An 18,213-nucleotide genomic window follows, 5' to 3' on the forward strand; every position below is an offset into this window, starting at 1 on the left:
GCCGGTGCGCCGGCATACGTGCACGTCCCGAGCGCGGCCTTGTGCCGACGTGGGCTAGAATAGCCGCCTGGCCGCTTGCTGCATCGGTATCTGGCATCAGCACTCGAATCGGCGCGGCACCGCGTCGCGCGCAAGAGGGGCGCCCCGGTTTCGCATTTCCAACCTGTTCTCACAGTACAGCTATCACTGGAGTCCGATCATGGCGTATCAGCACATCACGGTTCCGGCTGACGGTGACAAGATCACTGTCAATCCGGATTTCTCGCTCAACGTTTCCGATCAGCCGATCATTCCGTACATCGAAGGTGACGGCACGGGCGTCGACATTACGCCCGTGATGATCAAGGTCGTCGATGCGGCCGTCGCCAAGGCCTACGGCGGCAAGAAGAAGATCCACTGGATGGAAATCTTCGCGGGCGAGAAGGCGACCAAGGTCTATGGTCCCGACGTGTGGCTGCCGGAAGAAACGATGCAGGTGGTGAAGGACTACATCGTGTCGATCAAGGGGCCGCTCACGACGCCCGTCGGCGGCGGCATCCGCTCGCTGAACGTCGCGCTGCGCCAGGAACTGGACCTCTATGTGTGCCTGCGCCCCGTGCAGTACTTCAAAGGCGTGCCGTCGCCGCTGCGCGAGCCGGAGAAGGTCAACATGGTGATCTTCCGCGAGAACTCGGAAGACATCTACGCGGGCATCGAATGGCCGGCGGGTTCGCCCGAGGCGAAAAAGGTCATCCAGTTCCTGCGCGAAGAAATGGGCGTGAAGAAGATCCGTTTCCCGGACTCGTCGGGTATCGGCGTGAAGCCGGTGTCGCGCGAAGGCACCGAGCGTCTGGTGCGCAAGGCGATCCAGTACGCGCTCGACCACGATCGCCGCACGGTCACGCTGGTGCACAAGGGCAACATCATGAAGTACACGGAAGGTGCGTTCCGTGACTATGGCTATGCGCTCGCGCAAAAAGAGTTCGGCGCGGAGCTGATCGATGGCGGCCCGTGGATGAAGGTGAAGAATCCGAAGACGGGCAACGATGTCGTCGTGAAGGACGTGATCGCCGATGCGTTCCTTCAGCAGATCCTGCTGCGTCCCGCCGAATACGACGTGATCGCGACGCTGAACCTGAACGGCGACTACATCTCCGACGCACTGGCTGCGCAGGTTGGCGGCATCGGCATTGCGCCGGGCGCGAACATGTCGGACTCCGTCGCGATGTTCGAAGCGACGCACGGCACGGCACCGAAGTACGCGGGCAAGGATTATGTGAATCCGGGTTCGGAGATTCTGTCGGCGGAGATGATGCTGCGTCATCTGGGCTGGACGGAAGCGGCGGATGCGATTCTGAAGTCGATGGAAAAGTCGATTCTGTCGAAGCGCGTGACTTATGACTTCGCGCGCCTGATGGAAGGCGCGACGCAGGTGTCGTGCTCGGGCTTTGGTCAGGTGATGATCGACAACATGTGAGCGCGGCGTAGCGCTTTCATCTTCAACGAAAACCCCGGCGCGCGAAAGCATGCCGGGGTTTTGTTTTGAGCTTTCGTCATCTGCACGGCAGCGTGGCTGCGTTATGATCGGTTCACTTCCTTTGCATCTCGCACTCGTTCGCATCGACAGACCGGCATGAAATCGTTGTGGCGCATTTTTATCGTGTTGACGTTCGCCTTGCTCGGCATGCAGGGCGTGTCGGCGTGCGAGCATCATCACGATGCCGCGCTGCAAGCGATAAGCATGCATACGAATGCGGTTCACCTCGACACGTCAACGAACACGAGCGATTCAAACTCGTCTTGCCATCGCACGCATTCTCTTTGCTGCATGACGGCGTGCGGTGCCCATTGTGGCGCACTGCTGTCGAGCATCGGCATGGCGACGCGGATTGCGTCGTCGGATGTGCCGGGTGCCGATAGCGACCCTGCGCGCGCGAGCGTCACGCGCGCACCGCCCGTGCGTCCACCGATCGTGTGACGGTTTCATGTCGGCGCTCATTCGAATAGCGCACAAGAAACCGATGCGTGACTGAAGCCGTCACGCTCGCTTCCGTCATATGTTCAATGCGTTGCGTGCAACCGCATTGCCGCGCCGCATCAGCAAGGAATCGATCCATGATCCGCAGGGATTTTCTCGCCCGCACATTGAGCGTTGCCGTCGCATCGCTCTTCGCGCGCAACGTCTTCGCGCAGCACTCGATGCACGGCATGTCCGGCATGAGCGATATGGGCGACATGCCTGGCATGTCGTCGCCACATGCCGACAACTCGCACGCTGGCCACGCATCCCCGAAGCTCGCGCCTGAAACGGCGCTGCCCGCCGGCGCGCCGCTTGCCGCATTGCGCAAGCTCGCGAATGAGAGCAGCGAGCCGGGCGTCTTTCGCGCGACGCTCGTCGCGCAACCCGTGCGCCGCCAGTTGATGCCGGGACATGCGACGTCGCTATGGCTGTACGGCGACGCCGCGCAAGGGCCGATCGTCGGTCCGCTCATCGACGTGCGCGAAGGCGACACCGTCGAAATCCGCTTCGTCAACCGTCTGCCGCAGCCGTCGACGATCCACTGGCACGGTCTGCCCGTGCCGCCCGATCAGGACGGCAATCCGATGAGCCCCGTCGCGCCGGGGGCGTCGCACGTCTATCGCTTCACGCTGCCGCCCGGCAGCGCCGGCACATATTGGTATCACCCGCATCCGCACATGATGTCGGCGGAACAGGTGTTTCGCGGCCTGGCCGGGCCGATCGTCGTGCGCGCCGCCGACGACCCGCTCGCCGCGTTTCCCGAGCGGCATCTGTTCTTCTCGGACCTGAAACTGGCAAGCGACGCGTCGATCGCGCCGAACGACATGATGGACTGGATGAACGGTCGTGAAGGCCAGTTCGTGCTGGTGAACGGAGCGCGCCGTCCGCGCATCGATGTCGCGCAGGATGAGCGCTGGCGTCTGTGGAATGGATGTAATGCCCGCTATCTGAGCGTGTCGCTGGGCGGTGAACATACCTTCACGCAAGTCGGCACCGATGGCGGTCTGCTCGACAAACCGCGCGACGGCTTGACGGAATTGCTGCTCGCGCCGGGCGAGCGCGCCGAGATCATCGTGCGCGCAGGTGCGCGGGCGTCGGCGGCGATCCTCACCGCTGCCGCATACGACCGCCGGAAGATGACGATGACGGAGGGCGAAAGCCTGCCCGCCGACCCTGCCAAACCGCTCGCCGACGTGCGCTTCGTGCCGGGCTCGTCCACTGCGGCGCGCGCCGTGCCGCCGACGCTGCGTCCAATCGCGCCGCTGCTGTCAGCCACTGACAACGCAGCCGACAAAGCCCCGCAAAAATCCGTCGTTTTCACCGAGGCGATGGACATGGCCGCCATGCACCGTCCCGGCGCAGCGATGTCGGCGCTGCCGCCCGGCATGCAGTTCATGATCAACGGCGCAAGCTTCGATCCGTCGCGCGTCGCGCTGACCAGCCGGCGCGGTGAAGCCGAAGTCTGGTCGATCGAGAACCGCACCGACATGGATCATCCGTTCCATCTGCACGGCACGCAGTTTCAGGTGATCGGGCGGGAGCGGGGCGGAGCGAACACGCGCGAGCCGTTTCTCGCATGGCGGGATACCGTCAACGTGCAGCCCGGCGAGACGGTGCGCATCGCGACGGTGCAGCGCGACGCGGGCGAGCGGATGTTCCATTGCCACATACTGGAACACGAGGATCTCGGCATGATGGCAACCCTCAAGGTTGTCTGATTGCTGCCGTAGTTATCGTTAGAGGCATTGCAGCCGCCAGAAACGAAAAAACCCGGCAGAAGCCGGGTTTTCAAGGCTGCGGACCGAACGTATCAGGCTGCGGACTGAATGTTCGATGCCTGTTTGCCCTTCGGGCCTTGAACGACCTCGAAGCTAACTTTCTGGCCTTCCTTGAGGGTCTTGAAACCGTTCATCTGGATAGCCGAAAAGTGTGCAAACAGATCCTCACCGCCTTCGTCGGGCGTAATGAATCCGAAACCTTTCGCGTCGTTGAACCACTTGACCGTACCAGTTGCCATACCAACTTCCCCTGTAACTCAAAAGCTGCCACGAGCCCTCGAAAAGCTCAACGACCACGGAATGCAGTCGTCCCTCCTCACAAGCTCACCAACGGCATTTTTTCGTATAAACGGCTTGTTGAAAAAAGTGCCAGCTTGATTGTTGAGGCTCTTTATTCGAGTGTCAAGAAAATTTTGAGACGCCCATTTCTTCGTTGTAAAGAACCAATTTCCAGGGTTTTTCCCGCTTTTCTTATGTGCGGTGGCGCAAGCGGCGCGTCTTGAAAAGTCGCATAATCGACTCACATGCAGTTCAGCGGTGAGAGGCGATTTGGCGGGTTGGCGTGTCATCAGCTTGCTGGCCCGGGTTGTGCGATACTCGATCCGACTGCAGTCATCAAGATGCAACACGGATATACCGGAGGGCCGCTACCGCATGCGGCCCGGCGCAGAGCGCACCCGCGAGAGGCTGCTCCACAGGGCCGGAGGGAACAGATGTCCGGCCAGCCGGTCGGGTTTTGACAGGATTGCGGGCCTGTCCGAGTTGTTTAGAATGGGTGTATGGCGATTATCCCGGACAAGCAGGACAACACCGTACTGGAGCGGCAGGATCAAAAGCTGAAACCGCCTGCCATGTTCAAGGTGGTGTTGTTGAATGACGATTTCACGCCGATGGAATTCGTCGTGATGGTCGTGCAGGAATATTTCAATAAAGATCGTGAGACCGCAACGCAGATCATGTTGAAGGTCCATCGCGAGGGCAGGGGAGTTTGTGGGGTCTACACGCGGGACATCGCGTCGACCAAAGTCGAGCAAGTCGTTACCCACGCGCGGCAGGCAGGGCATCCGCTGCAGTGCGTGATGGAGGAAGCATGATTGCCCAGGAACTGGAAGTCAGCCTGCACATGGCGTTCATGGAAGCGCGCCAGGCGCGGCATGAGTTCATTACGGTCGAACATCTTTTGCTGGCGCTGTTGGACAACCCGACGGCGGCCGAAGTGCTGCGCGCGTGCGCGGCCAATATTGAAGACCTGCGTCAGAACCTGCGCAACTTCATTCACGACAATACGCCGACCGTTCCGGGCACCGACGACGTCGATACGCAGCCCACGCTGGGTTTCCAGCGTGTGATCCAGCGCGCGATCATGCACGTCCAGTCCACGTCGAACGGCAAGAAGGAAGTGACGGGCGCGAACGTGCTCGTGGCGATCTTCGGCGAGAAGGACTCCCACGCGGTGTATTACCTGCAGCAGCAGGGCGTGACGCGTCTGGACGTCGTCAATTTCATTTCGCATGGCATCGCGAAGACGAACAGCTCCGAAGCTGCGAAGTCGACGGATGCAAATGCGGAATCGGACGAAGCCGCTGCGCAAAAGGAAACGCCGCTTGCGCAATTCACGCAGAACCTGAACCAGATGGCGAAGGACGGCCGGATCGATCCGTTGATCGGACGCGAGCCGGAAGTCGAACGCGTCGTTCAGGTGCTGTGCCGTCGCCGCAAGAACAATCCGCTGCTGGTCGGTGAGGCCGGCGTCGGCAAGACGGCGATCGCCGAAGGTCTCGCTTGGCGCATCACGCGCGGCGAAGTGCCCGACATTCTGGTGGATGCGCAGGTCTATTCGCTGGACATGGGCGCGTTGCTCGCGGGCACCAAGTATCGCGGCGATTTCGAACAGCGCCTGAAGACGGTTCTGAAGGAACTGAAGGAACGTCCGAACGCGATTCTGTTCATCGACGAAATTCATACGCTGATCGGCGCGGGCGCCGCGTCGGGCGGCACGCTGGACGCGTCGAATCTGCTGAAGCCGGCGCTGTCGTCGGGCACGCTCAAGTGCATCGGCGCGACGACGTTCACGGAATTCCGCGGCATCTTCGAAAAAGACGCGGCATTGTCGCGTCGTTTCCAGAAGATCGACGTGACCGAGCCGACCGTCGAGCAGACGGTGGCGATTCTGCGCGGCCTGAAGTCGCGCTTCGAAGAGCATCACGGCGTGAAGTATTCGTCGGGTGCGCTGTCGGCGGCAGCTGAGCTGTCTGCGCGCTTCATCACGGATCGTCATTTGCCCGACAAGGCTATCGACGTGATCGACGAAGCGGGCGCGGCGCAACGCATCCTGCCGAAGTCGAAGCAGAAGAAGACCATCGGCAAGAGCGAGATCGAGGAAATCATTTCGAAGATCGCGCGCGTGCCACCGCAAAGCGTGTCGCAAGACGATCGCAGCAAGCTGCAAACGCTCGACCGCGATCTGAAGGCCGTCGTGTTCGGTCAAGACCCCGCTATCGACGCGCTGTCCGCTTCGATCAAGATGGCGCGCGCAGGTCTCGGCAAGACGGACAAGCCGATCGGCGCGTTCCTGTTCTCGGGCCCGACGGGCGTTGGCAAGACGGAAGTCGCGCGACAACTGGCGTTCACGCTGGGTATCGAGCTGATCCGCTTCGACATGTCGGAATACATGGAGCGTCATGCGGTGAGCCGTCTGATCGGCGCGCCGCCGGGATACGTCGGTTTCGACCAGGGTGGTCTGCTGACGGAAGCCGTGACGATGAAGCCGCACTGCGTGCTGCTGCTCGACGAAATCGAGAAGGCGCATCCCGATATCTACAACGTGCTGCTGCAGGTGATGGACCACGGCACGCTGACGGATAACAACGGCCGCAAGGCGGACTTCCGCAACGTCATCATCATCATGACGACGAACGCGGGCGCCGAAGCGATGGGCAAGTCGGTGATCGGCTTTACGACGCGCCGCGAGTCAGGCGACGAAATGGCCGACATCAAGCGCATGTTCACGCCGGAGTTCCGTAACCGTCTGGATGCGACGATCAGCTTCCGCTCGCTCGATGAAGAAATCATCATGCGCGTGGTCGACAAGTTCCTGATGCAGCTGGAAGATCAACTGCATGAGAAGAAGGTCGACGCGCTCTTCACCGACGCGCTGCGTAAGCATCTCGCGAAGCACGGTTTCGATCCGCTGATGGGCGCGCGTCCAATGCAGCGTCTGATCCAGGACACGATCCGTCGCGCGCTGGCCGACGAACTGCTGTTTGGCAAGCTGATGAGCGGTGGCCGTGTGACGGTCGACGTCGATGCGGACGACAAGGTCCAGTTGACGTTCGACGAGAACTCGACGCCGCCGCGCAATCCGAATCCGGAAGCGGTGGAAGTCGACTAAGCGTCGAACTGTCCGATGCAATAAAGAACGGCGTGGGTTTCAAAACCCACGCCGTTTTTGTTTTGTTGCTCGCGCAACAGAAACTGAGCGCTGCCTCAGTGTTTGCCGGTGCTGCCGAAGCCGCCCTCACCACGATCGCTTGTCTCGAACTCCTCGACGATATTGAACGTCGCCTGCACGACAGGCACGATCACCAGCTGCGCGAGGCGTTCCATCGGATTCAGCGTGAACGTGGTCGTGCCGCGGTTCCACGTCGAGATCATCAGCTGGCCCTGGTAGTCCGAGTCGATCAGGCCGACCAGATTGCCGAGCACGATGCCGTGCTTGTGACCCAAGCCCGAGCGCGGCAGGATCAGCGCTGCATAGCCGGGATCGGCGACGTGGATCGCGAGGCCCGTCGGCACGAGCGCCGTTTGACCGGGTTCGAGCGTCAGCGGCGCATCGAGGCACGCGCGCAGGTCGAGGCCGGCGCTGCCCGTCGTGGCGTAGGCGGGAAGTTGTTCGCGCATGCGCGCGTCGAGAATCTTCAGGTCGAGTTTCATGCAGTTCAGTGAGAGGTTGAAGAAGTGGCGGCGCGCGTCATTGCGACGGACCGCCGTGATCGATTCATGACTTGCCGAGTTCAAACGCGTCGGCAAGCAGTTCATACGAGCGCAGCCGCGCGCGATAGCTGCCTGTGACCGACAGCACGATCAGTTCATCGGCATCGAACTGTTCCTGCAATGCGTGCAGCCGTTCCGTGACGGACTCCGGCGTGCCGATGATGCTGCGCGGCTTTTCCCGGTCGATGATCAGCCGTTCGCGCTCGCCGTATTCCTGCGCGAGTCCCCGCGCGATGGAAGGGACATACTCGTTCAGTCCATAGGCCATCTGTACGCGGCGCAGATCGACGGCTTTTTCGAGGTCAACGGCTTCCTGTTCCGTGTCCGCGCAGATCACGAACACAGCGGCTGCGAGATACGGCTTCTGCTCGTGGCCCGGCTTGAAGCGCTCGCGATAGGCGTGCGCGACAGCATGCCCGAAATGCGCATTGATGAAATGCGCGAATGAAAAGCGGATGCCCAGTTGCGCGGCCAGCATGCCGCCGAAATCGCTGGAGCCCAGCACCCACAGTTGCGGACGCGTTTCCACTTGCGGCTGCAGCAGCACGCCGTGCGCGAGATGATCGGACGGCAACGTGCCGCTCATCAGCGCGACGAGATCGGCGACCTGCTGCGGAAACAGTTCGCCGCGATTGTAGTCGCCTGCCGCGACCGCCTGCGCGGTGCGCATGTCGCCGCCCGGCGCGCGCCCGACGCCCAGATCGACGCGGTTTGGAAACAGCGCCTCGAGCATCAGGAATTGCTCGGCGACCTTGAACGGGCTGTAGTACGGCAGCATGATGCCGCCCGAGCCGATGCGGATGCGTTTCGTCACGCTGCCGAGGCGGGCGAGCATCACTTCCGGGCAGGGGTTCGACACGCCGTACAGCCCGTGATGTTCGGCGCACCAGTAGCGCGTGTAGCCGAGGTCGTCGGCGAGTTGCGCGAGTTCGACCGTCGCGGCGATTGCGTCGGCCACCGTATGCCCGTCGATCACAGGTGTCTGGTCGAGGACGGAGAGCAGGGTCATGACAGCACCATGGCGTTAGCTGAAAGATTGCATTCGAGCGTGGCGATTCACTGTGACGAGGCGCGCGGCAACCCGCGCGCCACAGTCAACCGATCACGCTCGCATCCGGCAGGCGCTTTGCGATTTCCGCGATCAGCGCGCGCGCGAGCGTCTGCTTGTCCGCGCGCGGAAGCTTTGTCGTGCCGGCGGCTTCGAACAGCACGACTTCGTTATCGTCCAGCCCGAACGTCTGTGGGCCGAGGTTGCCGATCAGCAGCGGCACCTTCTTGCGTTTGCGTTTCTCTTCGCCGTGCACGTCGAGATCGCCGCTTTCCGCCGCGAATCCGACGCAGAACGGCGGATGCGGCAGCTTCGCGACGGAAGCCAGAATGTCCGGATTCTCGACGAACGCGAACGACGGAATCGCGTGATCGGCTGTCTTCTTGATCTTGTGCTCGGCGACGTGATCGACGCGCCAGTCGGCGACGGCTGCCACGCCGATGAAGATGTCGTAGTCGGGCACCGCGCGCATCACGGCGTCGTGCATCTGCTGCGCCGTCTGCACGTCCTCGCGATAGACACCCCACGGCGTGTCCAGACCGACCGGGCCCGCGACGAGGTGCACATCCGCGCCGGCTTGCTGCGCCGCGCGCGCGAGCGCGAAGCCCATCTTGCCGCTCGAACGGTTCGTGATGCCGCGTACGGGATCGAGCGGCTCGAAGGTCGGGCCTGCCGTCAGCAGCACGCGGCGGCCGGCCAGCACCTTCGGTGTGAAGAACGAGGCGATCGCCTCATAGACGGCTTCCGGTTCGAGCATGCGCCCGTCGCCGACTTCGCCGCACGCCTGCGCGCCCGAGTCCGGGCCGAGGAGTTCGATGCCGTCCGCGCGCAACTGCGCGACGTTGCGCTGCGTGGCCGGGTTCATCCACATCTGGCGGTTCATGGCGGGCACGACGAGCAGCGGACAGTCGCGCGCGATGCATAACGTGGACAGCAGGTCGTCGCACAGGCCGTGCGCAAGCTTGGCGAGGAAATCGGTGGAGGCGGGGGCGATCACGATCGCGTCGGCTTCGCGCGACAGATCGATGTGCGGCATGTTGTTCGCGATGCGCGCGTCCCACTGGCTCGTGTAGACCGGGCGACCGGAGAGCGCCTGCATCGTGACGGGGGTGATGAACTGCGTCGCTGCTTCCGTCATCGCGATCTGGACGGTCGCACCCGCCTTGACCAGCAGACGCGTGAGTTCAGCGATCTTGTAGCAGGCGATCCCGCCTGTCATGCCGAGGACGATGTGTTTTCCGGCGAGTTCTGTGGCCAACTGATGCCTCCGACAAGACGTGATGGCCGGCGCATCGGTGAAGCGCGCCGGCTTCGTACTGCAAGACTGCGTGAGCGGCGTAGGCGGCCATCGCTGCGCCGCACACCGCCCGTGGTTATGTCAGCGCCCGCCGCGCACGCGCCGCAGCTCGTCGAACACCAGCAGCGCGGCGCCGATCGTGATGGCGCTGTCCGCGAGGTTGAACGCCGGCCAGTGCCACGTGCCGACATGGAAATCGAGGAAGTCGATCACGTGTCCGTACACAAGGCGGTCGATCACGTTGCCGATCGCGCCGCCCATGATCAGCGCGAGCGCCGTGCAGAACAGCCGCTGCGTGCCGTGGCGCTTGAGCAGATAGCAGATCAGCAGCGCCGCCGCGACGCCGAGCGCCGTGAATGCCCAGCGCTGCCAGCCGCCCGCCATCGCGAGAAAGCTGAACGCTGCGCCGCGGTTGTAGACGAGCACGAGGTTGAAGAACGGCGTGACTGCATGCGACGAGCCGTACGCGAACACCTTCGCCACCGCGATCTTCGTCAACTGGTCGAACAGGATCACTATCACCGCGACGCCCAGCCACGGCGCGAGCGATCCGCCCGCCGGTTTCGACAGCGTTCTGGACATTATGCCGCGCTCCTCGTTTCGCCGTTGCCGAACAGATTGCTGATGCAGCGGCCGCAGAGCGTGGGATGCTCGGCGTTTTCGCCAACTTCCTTGCGATAGTGCCAGCAGCGTTCGCACTTCAGATACTTCGACGTGATCACGTCGACACCTTCTTCCGCTTCGCTGTCGACCTTCACGACCGTCGCGCCCGATGTGATCAGCACGAACTTCAGGTCGGCGCCGAGGCTCGCGAGCGCATCGTGACGCGCGCCGCTCGCGCGGATTTCGACTTCCGCCTGCAGCGACGAACCGATCTGGTTCGCGACGCGCGCTTCTTCCAGCGCCTTCGTCACGTCACTGCGCACCGCGCGCAGCAGCGTCCACTTGTCGAGCAGCGTCGATGCATCGGGCACTTCCGGATAAGCGTGGTACGTCTCCGTGAAGATCGTCTCGCTTTGCGGCTGGAACACCTTCCACGCTTCCTCGGCCGTGAACGACATGAACGGCGCCATCAGGCGCAGCAGGCCGTGCGCGATGTGATACAGCGCGGTCTGCGCCGAGCGGCGCGCGTTCGAATCGGGCGCCGTCGTGTACAGGCGGTCCTTCAGCACGTCGAGATAGAAGCCGCCCAGGTCTTCCGAGCAGAACGTCTGCAGCTTGGCGACGACCGGGTGGAACTCGTACTTGTCGTAGTTCGACAGGATGTCCGCTTGCAGATTGGCCGTGAGCGCCACGGCATAACGATCGATCTCCAGCCACTCGCTAACCGGGCGCGCGTTCTTCTCGAAGTCGAAGTCCGACAGGTTCGCGAGCAGGAAGCGCAGCGTGTTGCGGATGCGTCGATAGCTTTCCGTCACGCGCTTCAGGATTTCTTCGGAGATCGCGAGTTCGCCCGAATAATCGGTCGATGCGATCCACAGGCGGATGATTTCCGCGCCCAGACGGTTCGCGACCTCATGCGGATCGATACCGTTGCCGAGCGACTTCGACATCTTGCGGCCTTCGCCGTCGACGGTGAAGCCGTGCGTGAGGAGCGCGTTGTACGGCGGACGGCCATCGAGCATCGACGCCGTCAGCAGCGACGAGTGGAACCAGCCGCGATGCTGGTCCGAGCCTTCGAGGTACAGATCCGCCGGGAACTGCAGTTCGTCCTTGTGCGAGCCGCGCAGCACATGCCAGTGCGTCGTGCCCGAATCGAACCAGACGTCGAGCGTGTCGCGGTTCTTTTCGTACATGTTCGCGTCGTCGCCGATCAGCTCGCGCGGATCGAGCGTTTGCCACGCTTCAATACCCGACTGCTCGACGCGCTTCGCGACTTCTTCGAGCAGCTCCAGCGTGCGCGGATGCAGTTCACCCGTTTCCTTGTGCACGAAGAACGCCATCGGCACGCCCCATTGGCGCTGACGCGACAGCGTCCAGTCGGGACGGTTCGCGATCATGGCGAACAGGCGCTGCTTGCCCCACGACGGATAGAACGCCGTCGCTTCGATGCCTTCGAGCGCCGTTTCGCGCAGCGTCTTGTCGGTGTCGTTCGGCTTGATGTCCATGCCGGCGAACCACTGCGACGTGGCGCGATAGATGATCGGCGTCTTGTGGCGCCAGCAGTGCATGTAGCTGTGCAGGTACTTTTCGGTGCGCAGCAGCGTGTCCGCTTCGTCGAGCACTTCGACGATCTTCGGGTTCGCGTCCCAGATCGACAGGCCGCCGAACAGCGCGAGCGATTCGATATACCGGCCATCGCCCATCACGGGGCTGATGATGTCCGAGTCGGCCATGCCGTGCGCCTTGCACGAGATGAAGTCTTCGACGCCGTACGCGGGCGACGAGTGGACGATGCCCGTGCCCGTTTCCGTCGTCACGTAGTCGCCGAGATAGACGGGTGACGTGCGCTTGTACGACGGATGCGCTGACGCGAGCGGATGCGTGAAGCGCACGTTCGCGAGCTTCGCGCCCGGCGCCGTCGCGATGACCTTGCCTTCGACACCGTACGACTTCAGGCAGTCTTCGACGCGCTCCTCAGCGAGGATCAGCAGGCCGCGCGGCGTATCGACGAGCGCGTACACGATCTCCGGGTGCACGTTGAGCGCCTGGTTCGCGGGGATCGTCCACGGCGTGGTCGTCCAGATCACGATGCCGCCTTCGTTGCGCGGCAGCGACGCGAGGCCGAACGCCTGCGCCGTCTTTTCGGGCTCGGCGAACGTGAACAGCACGTCGATGGTCGGGTCGGTCTTGTCCTTGTACTCGACTTCCGCTTCCGCCAGCGCCGAGCCGCAGTCGAAGCACCAGTTCACCGGCTTCAGGCCGCGGAATACATAGCCCTTTTCGATGATCTTCGCGAGTGCGCGGATTTCGCCCGCTTCGTTCGCGAAGTTCATCGTCTTGTACGGGTTGTCCCAGTCGCCGAGCACGCCCAGACGGCGGAAGCCGGCCTTCTGCTTTTCGATCTGCTCGGTCGCGTAGGCGCGCGCCTTCTGCATCACTTCGGCAGCGGGCAGCGACTTGCCAAACTGCTTTTCGATCTGGATTTCGATCGGCATGCCGTGACAGTCCCAGCCAGGCACGTAGACAGCGTCGAAGCCCGCCATGTTGCGCGCCTTGACGATCATGTCCTTCAGGATCTTGTTCACCGCGTGGCCGAGGTGGATGTCGCCGTTCGCATACGGCGGGCCGTCGTGCAGGATGAACTTCTTGCGGCCTTTGGAGGCGGCGCGGATCTGCTCGTAGACCTTGCGCTCCTGCCAGTCCTTCACCCATTGCGGCTCGCGCTTGGGCAGATCGCCGCGCATCGGGAAGGGCGTGTCCAGCAGGTTGACGGGATATCGGGCCTGCGGTTTCGAATCGGCTTTCTTGTTGCTCATGGTGAGGTAGCGGTGAATACGGTGTTAGGGCGCGGCATGCGCGAGGACCTGAGTGGCGCCGTGCGGCGCCCTGCGTCGCGCACGACGCGGGCCGTTGCACATGCTGCGTGCGGCACCCGTCGATGCGCGGCGGACGGTACGTGGTTCGCGCAAGCGCTGCGCACGTACCGCGACGGTCATCTAATTCGATCGGTGGCCGACGTGGCGAAACCAGTGGAACGGCTGCCCGGCGTGTCGCCGATTGCCTCGAACCATGCGCGGGCGTTCGTGACGTCGCGCGCGATCGCGGCCGTCAGCGTTTCGAGATCGACGAACTTTTCTTCGTCGCGCAGCTTCTTCAGAAACTCGACGCGCACGAGCTTGCCGTACGCGTCGCCATGCCAGTCGAGCAGATGCACTTCGAGCAGCACGCGGCCGGAGTCGTCCACCGTGGGCCGCAAGCCGAGGCTCGCGACGCCCGGCAGCGGCTGGTCCGCAATGCCATGCACACGCACGATGAAAATGCCCGACAGCGCGGGACGCTTGTGCGCGATAGGCAGGTTCAGTGTGGGAAAACCGAGGTCGCGGCCGAGCTTCAGGCCATGCACGACGTGACCGCTGATCAGATAGTCGCGGCCGAGCGCGGCGCGCGCCGAATCGAGGTCGCCCGAGATCAGCGACGTGCGCACGCCGGAACTGGAAATGCGCGCGCCAGACGGATCGGCGACGGTCGCCATCTGCTCGACTTCGAAGCCGTATTGCTCGCCCGCCGCCTTCAGCGACGCGAAATCGCCTGCGCGCTTCGCGCCGTAGCGGAAGTCGTCGCCGATCATCACCCAGCGCGCGTGCAGGCCGTTGACGATGATCCGTTCGACGAACGAATCCGGCGACTGGCCTGCGAAGGTCTGGTTGAAATGCTCGACGACCACGCGGTCCACGCCGTTCATGCGCAGCGCTTCGAGCTTGTCGCGGAGCATTGCGATGCGCGGCGGCGCGCTGGCGGGATTGAAGAACTCGCGCGGATGCGGCTCGAAGGTCATCACGCAGACGGGCAGGCCGCGCGCGTCAGCGGCCGCGCGGACGCGGGCGAGCAACGCCTGATGCCCGCGGTGGACACCGTCGAAGTTGCCGATGGTCAGTGCGCACGGCGCACGGCTCTCGGCATTGGGAAGACCGCGGAAGACTCTCACGATAGAGGCGAAGGATTTGAGCGGGCCGGATGCCGCAAAACAATCGATTATAAACGCACAGGGCGCCACACGGCGCCGGCGCGCGGATCGGGGCCTGGCCGAATGATAAAATCCGCAAATGAAAAATCTCGTCATTCTGATTTCCGGACGGGGCAGCAACATGGAAGCCATCGTGCGCGCCTGCGCGAACGAAGGCTGGCCGGCACGTGTCGCCGCCGTGATTGCCAACCGTCCTGATGCCGCGGGGCTTGAATTCGCGGCGTCGCAAGGTATTGCCACGAAGGTCGTCGACCACCGCCAGTTTCCCGACCGCGACAGCTTCGACGCTGCGCTCGCGCGCGAAATCGACGGCTTTGCGGCCGACCTCGTCGTGCTCGCCGGCTTCATGCGCGTGCTGACGGACGCCTTCGTCAACCGTTACGCGGGGCGCATGATCAACGTGCATCCGTCGCTGCTGCCGAGCTTTCCGGGCCTCAAGACACACCAGCAGGCGCTCGACGCCGGCGTGCGGCTGCACGGCGCGTCGGTGCATTTCGTCACGCCGACGCTCGATCACGGGCCGATCGTGCTGCAATCGGCCGTACCCGTGCTGGCCGGCGACGATGCCGCGACGCTCGCCGCGCGCGTGCTCGGCACCGAACATGTTATTTATCCGCGCGCAGTGCGCTGGTTCGTCGAAGGGCGTATTGCCGTCGACGGCCTGCACGTCACCGTGACGCCACCTGAGCCTCAATGGCTCTTCCTTGACACAACAAGCCAGAACACCGCCAGGGAGGGCGAATGAAACTGCATGGATTTCTGATTGGACAAACCGAGACACTGCTCGCCGAGGTCCTCAAGTTCACCGGCCCCGCCGATGCCGCGACCAGCCGCTTTTTCCGCGCGCATCCGAAGCTCGGCCACGGCGAGCGCGGCGTGATCGCGGAAGCGGTATTTGCCGTGCTGCGCCGCCGGATGGAGTTTGCGCATCTGGCCGAAGGCGGCACGGGCAGTCCTGCCCGGCGCCTCACGCTGCTCGGATTGATGCAGACGGCCGGCCGCACGGCATTGAAGCCGTTCATGTCGGACGCGGAAAACGCGTGGCTCGAGCACGTGGCGAAGATCGATCCGCAGAGCTTGCCGCTGCGTACCCGTCTGAATCTTCCCGACTGGATCTACCAGGCGCTCAGCAAGCGCTTCGAAGCCGAAGAACTCGCGCACCTGGCCGCCTCGTTGAACTACCCGGCGCCGCTCGACCTGCGCGCGAACCCGATCAAGGCGAGCCGCGACGAAGTGCTGTCGGCGCTGTCGAAGGCGGGTATCGAGGCGGGCGCGACGCCGTTCGCGCCGTTTGGCGTTCGTGTTGTCGGCAAGCCGCCGCTCACCAAGCTCGACGCGTTCCAGGACGGCTGGCTCGAAGTGCAGGACGAGGGCAGCCAGTTGCTGTGCTCGCTGGTCGCGCCCAAGCGCGGCGAGATGATCGTCGACTTCTGCGCGGGCGCGGGCGGCAAGACATTGGCGCTCGGCGCGATGATGCGCTCGACGGGCCGTCTCTACGCCTTCGACATCTCCGACCGCCGGCTCGCGAAGCTCAAGCCACGCCTCGCGCGCAGCGGGCTGTCGAACGTGAACCCGGTGCTGATCGACAGCGAACACGACGCGAAGATCAAGCGGCTTGCGGGCAAGATCGACCGCGTGCTGGTCGATGCGCCGTGCAGCGGCCTCGGCACGCTGCGCCGCAATCCTGATCTGAAATGGCGCCAGTCGCCGGAGTCGATCGCCGAACTGACGCCGAAGCAGTTGTCCATCCTGACGAGCGCCGCGCGTCTCGTGAAGAAGGGCGGCCGCCTCGTCTACGCGACGTGCAGTATCCTCGATGCGGAAAACGAAGGCGTCGTGCAGCAGTTTCTCGCCGATCACCCGGATTTCGTGCTCGTGCCCGCGCGCGACGTGCTCGCCGAGCAGCGCATCGAACTGGAAATGGGCGATTACCTGTCGCTCTGGCCGCATCGTCATGCGACGGACGGCTTCTTCGCGGCCGTGCTGGAACGCCGCGGCTAAGGCCTGCCACGCGAACGGCCGGGCTTGACCGGTCTGGCCGGCGCGCGCTGTGTGAGCGCCGCGCCGCCGCTGGAAACGCCAGCCGCTGGAAACATCATGCAAAACCATCTCTTCTTCCACATGCTGGGCGACGTCGTGCGCGACTTTGGCCAGCCTGTCATTTTGTGGCAGGTCGGCGTGCTGATCGGCACGCTGGCGCTCGCGTATCTGCTCGCGCGACTGATGCGCCGCGCGCTCGATGCGCAGCGCGAAACCCGCTACGGCGCGCTGCGTTTCGGCGCCGAGGCGCTCAACCGCGCGCTCTTTCCGCTGCTGGGCGGCGTGCTCGTGTGGATCGCGCGGGCCATCGCCGGGCAGTTCATTCATACGTCGCTGCTCGATCTCGCGCTGGTGCCGCTGTTCGGCATCGGGCTGATTTACATCGTGTTCTATCTCGCGCGGCGCGTGTTCGGCCGCGACGGCAACGCGCACACGTGGGTGTCGCTGGTCGAGAAGGTCGTGTCGCTGATCGTCTGGGTCGGCATGGTGCTGACCGTGATGGGCATCCAGAACGACGTGCTCAAGTGGATGGCGAGCGTGCAGTTCAGGATCGCCAACACGCATGTGACGCTGTTGTCGCTGCTGTCGGGGCTGCTGTGGGTCTGCGTGACGATGATCGTCGCGATGTGGCTCGGCGCGGCGCTCGAAGACCGGCTGATGCGCTCGGGCGCACTCGATGCGAACCTGAAAGTGGTGCTGTCGCGCGTCGGCCGGGCGCTGCTGATACTCGGCGCTGTGCTGATCAGCCTGTCGCTGGTGGGCATCGACATCACGGTGCTCGGCGTGTTCGGCGGCGCGCTCGGCGTGGGCCTCGGTTTCGGCTTGCAGAAGATCGCGAGCAACTATGTGTCGGGCTTCATCATCCTGATCGACCGGTCGCTGCGGATCGGCGACACGATCAACGTGAGCGGGCTGCAAGGCATGGTCACGCAGATCCGCACGCGCTATACGGTGGTGCGCGGGCTCGACGGCATCGAAACACTGGTTCCGAACGAAAAGCTCATCACCGACGTCGTGCAGAACCAATCGTCATACCTGACGCGCGGCAACGCCAAGGCGACGCTCCAGATCTCGTATTCGACCGATGTCGAAAAGGCGATGGCGCTGCTCGTCGAGGCCACGCACGGGGTTGACCGGGTGCTACAGGACCCGGCGCCCACGCCTTATCTGGCGGGCTTCGGGCCGGATGGCATCAATCTCGAACTCGGCTACTGGATTCAGGACGCAGCGACGGGCACGTCCGGCGTGCGCTCGAACGTGAACCGCAATATCTGGCGGCTCTTTTCGGAGAACGGCATCGCGATTCCGTATGCGCAACGCGAAGTGCGCATCGTCGCCGGCTCTAGCGACATCATGTCGCAGGCGGTAACAATGACCGGACACGCCGCGAGCGAATCCGGCAGTGCCGCCTGAAACGGGTCTTTGCGACGG

Annotated in this window: 15 protein-coding genes; 8 read left to right on the top strand and 7 right to left on the bottom strand. The window is 63.6% G+C overall.

The genetic code is table 11. From position 1 onward, the window contains the following. Positions 1-199 precede the first annotated feature (199 nt). The 3 genes from icd to H1204_RS03500 all read left to right on the top strand — a co-directional run bounded on the left by icd (position 200) and on the right by H1204_RS03500 (position 3,717). Complete coding sequence (icd, locus tag H1204_RS03490; protein WP_042310429.1) at positions 200-1,456, top strand: NADP-dependent isocitrate dehydrogenase; 1,257 nt, start codon at positions 200-202, stop codon at positions 1,454-1,456. A 156-nt stretch (positions 1,457-1,612) separates the two neighbouring features. Then, entirely contained in the window at positions 1,613-1,957 is a 345-nt protein-coding gene (locus tag H1204_RS03495) for a hypothetical protein (RefSeq protein ID WP_180729839.1), read from the top strand. 137 nt (positions 1,958-2,094) lie between these two features. Then, positions 2,095-3,717 (top strand): multicopper oxidase family protein, encoded by a 1,623-nt coding sequence (locus H1204_RS03500; protein ID WP_180729840.1) that lies wholly within the window; start codon positions 2,095-2,097, stop codon positions 3,715-3,717. A gap of 92 nt (positions 3,718-3,809) precedes the next feature. Here H1204_RS03500 and cspD read toward each other — a convergent pair whose 3' ends face one another. Next, on the bottom strand, positions 3,810-4,016 hold the full coding sequence (cspD, locus tag H1204_RS03505; protein ID WP_007586257.1) for a cold shock domain-containing protein CspD: 207 nt from the start codon (positions 4,014-4,016) through the stop codon (positions 3,810-3,812). Positions 4,017-4,556: 540 nt separating this feature from the next. On the opposite strand from cspD, the gene clpS reads away from it, so the two are divergent. Together clpS and clpA are read left to right on the top strand one after the other, a co-directional pair. Beyond that, positions 4,557-4,871, top strand: coding sequence for an ATP-dependent Clp protease adapter ClpS (gene clpS / locus H1204_RS03510; RefSeq protein ID WP_007586255.1), 315 nt, complete (start codon positions 4,557-4,559; stop codon positions 4,869-4,871). Next, on the top strand, positions 4,868-7,168 hold the full coding sequence (clpA, locus tag H1204_RS03515; protein WP_180729841.1) for an ATP-dependent Clp protease ATP-binding subunit ClpA: 2,301 nt from the start codon (positions 4,868-4,870) through the stop codon (positions 7,166-7,168). Before clpS ends, clpA begins: the two co-directional genes overlap by 4 nt. Positions 7,169-7,263: 95 nt before the next feature. Here clpA and dut read toward each other — a convergent pair whose 3' ends face one another. The 6 genes from dut to H1204_RS03545 form a co-directional block, all read right to left on the bottom strand. Next, on the bottom strand, positions 7,264-7,710 hold the full coding sequence (gene dut, locus H1204_RS03520; protein WP_180729842.1) for a dUTP diphosphatase: 447 nt from the start codon (positions 7,708-7,710) through the stop codon (positions 7,264-7,266). A 64-nt stretch (positions 7,711-7,774) separates the two neighbouring features. Next, positions 7,775-8,779: an LLM class flavin-dependent oxidoreductase gene (locus H1204_RS03525; protein WP_180729843.1), complete on the bottom strand. Its 1,005-nt coding sequence runs from the start codon at positions 8,777-8,779 to the stop codon at positions 7,775-7,777. A gap of 85 nt (positions 8,780-8,864) precedes the next feature. Then, positions 8,865-10,076: a bifunctional phosphopantothenoylcysteine decarboxylase/phosphopantothenate--cysteine ligase CoaBC gene (gene coaBC, locus H1204_RS03530; protein WP_180729844.1), complete on the bottom strand. Its 1,212-nt coding sequence runs from the start codon at positions 10,074-10,076 to the stop codon at positions 8,865-8,867. Between the two features lie 120 nt (positions 10,077-10,196). Further along, positions 10,197-10,697 (bottom strand): signal peptidase II, encoded by a 501-nt coding sequence (gene lspA, locus H1204_RS03535; RefSeq protein WP_180729845.1) that lies wholly within the window; start codon positions 10,695-10,697, stop codon positions 10,197-10,199. Further along, positions 10,697-13,534: an isoleucine--tRNA ligase gene (gene ileS, locus H1204_RS03540; protein WP_180729846.1), complete on the bottom strand. Its 2,838-nt coding sequence runs from the start codon at positions 13,532-13,534 to the stop codon at positions 10,697-10,699. Before ileS ends, lspA begins: the two co-directional genes overlap by 1 nt. Before the next feature lie 176 nt (positions 13,535-13,710). Further along, positions 13,711-14,703 (bottom strand): bifunctional riboflavin kinase/FAD synthetase, encoded by a 993-nt coding sequence (locus H1204_RS03545; protein ID WP_180729847.1) that lies wholly within the window; start codon positions 14,701-14,703, stop codon positions 13,711-13,713. A 118-nt stretch (positions 14,704-14,821) separates the two neighbouring features. Here H1204_RS03545 and purN point away from each other — a divergent pair, with 118 nt between their 5' ends. The 3 genes from purN (at position 14,822) to H1204_RS03560 (ending at position 18,195) form a co-directional block, all read left to right on the top strand. After that, on the top strand, positions 14,822-15,487 hold the full coding sequence (purN, locus tag H1204_RS03550) for a phosphoribosylglycinamide formyltransferase (RefSeq protein WP_180729848.1): 666 nt from the start codon (positions 14,822-14,824) through the stop codon (positions 15,485-15,487). Next, the gene (locus H1204_RS03555; protein ID WP_042310450.1) at positions 15,484-16,743 is read left to right on the top strand and encodes an RsmB/NOP family class I SAM-dependent RNA methyltransferase; all 1,260 of its coding nucleotides are present in this window, start codon (positions 15,484-15,486) and stop codon (positions 16,741-16,743) included. The genes purN and H1204_RS03555 overlap by 4 nt, the downstream gene beginning before the upstream one ends. Before the next feature lie 96 nt (positions 16,744-16,839). Then, the gene (locus tag H1204_RS03560) at positions 16,840-18,195 is read left to right on the top strand and encodes a mechanosensitive ion channel domain-containing protein (RefSeq protein WP_180729849.1); all 1,356 of its coding nucleotides are present in this window, start codon (positions 16,840-16,842) and stop codon (positions 18,193-18,195) included. Positions 18,196-18,213 lie beyond the last annotated feature (18 nt).

Source organism: Paraburkholderia sp. PGU19 (assembly GCF_013426915.1).
GTDB lineage: Bacteria > Pseudomonadota > Gammaproteobacteria > Burkholderiales > Burkholderiaceae > Paraburkholderia.

What these genes read in the sequence shown, in the direction of transcription:
- purN (WP_180729848.1), top strand. Translation starts at nt 14,822, where the DNA reads ATGAAAAATCTCGTCATTCTGATTTCCGGACGGGGCAGCAACATGGAA.
- H1204_RS03555 (WP_042310450.1), top strand. Translation starts at nt 15,484, where the DNA reads ATGAAACTGCATGGATTTCTGATTGGACAAACCGAGACACTGCTCGCC.
- H1204_RS03525 (WP_180729843.1), bottom strand. Translation starts at nt 8,779, where the DNA reads ATGACCCTGCTCTCCGTCCTCGACCAGACACCTGTGATCGACGGGCAT.
- H1204_RS03495 (WP_180729839.1), top strand. Translation starts at nt 1,613, where the DNA reads ATGAAATCGTTGTGGCGCATTTTTATCGTGTTGACGTTCGCCTTGCTC.
- H1204_RS03500 (WP_180729840.1), top strand. Translation starts at nt 2,095, where the DNA reads ATGATCCGCAGGGATTTTCTCGCCCGCACATTGAGCGTTGCCGTCGCA.
- clpS (WP_007586255.1), top strand. Translation starts at nt 4,557, where the DNA reads ATGGCGATTATCCCGGACAAGCAGGACAACACCGTACTGGAGCGGCAG.
- clpA (WP_180729841.1), top strand. Translation starts at nt 4,868, where the DNA reads ATGATTGCCCAGGAACTGGAAGTCAGCCTGCACATGGCGTTCATGGAA.
- ileS (WP_180729846.1), bottom strand. Translation starts at nt 13,534, where the DNA reads ATGAGCAACAAGAAAGCCGATTCGAAACCGCAGGCCCGATATCCCGTC.
- icd (WP_042310429.1), top strand. Translation starts at nt 200, where the DNA reads ATGGCGTATCAGCACATCACGGTTCCGGCTGACGGTGACAAGATCACT.
- cspD (WP_007586257.1), bottom strand. Translation starts at nt 4,016, where the DNA reads ATGGCAACTGGTACGGTCAAGTGGTTCAACGACGCGAAAGGTTTCGGA.
- lspA (WP_180729845.1), bottom strand. Translation starts at nt 10,697, where the DNA reads ATGTCCAGAACGCTGTCGAAACCGGCGGGCGGATCGCTCGCGCCGTGG.
- H1204_RS03560 (WP_180729849.1), top strand. Translation starts at nt 16,840, where the DNA reads ATGCAAAACCATCTCTTCTTCCACATGCTGGGCGACGTCGTGCGCGAC.
- dut (WP_180729842.1), bottom strand. Translation starts at nt 7,710, where the DNA reads ATGAAACTCGACCTGAAGATTCTCGACGCGCGCATGCGCGAACAACTT.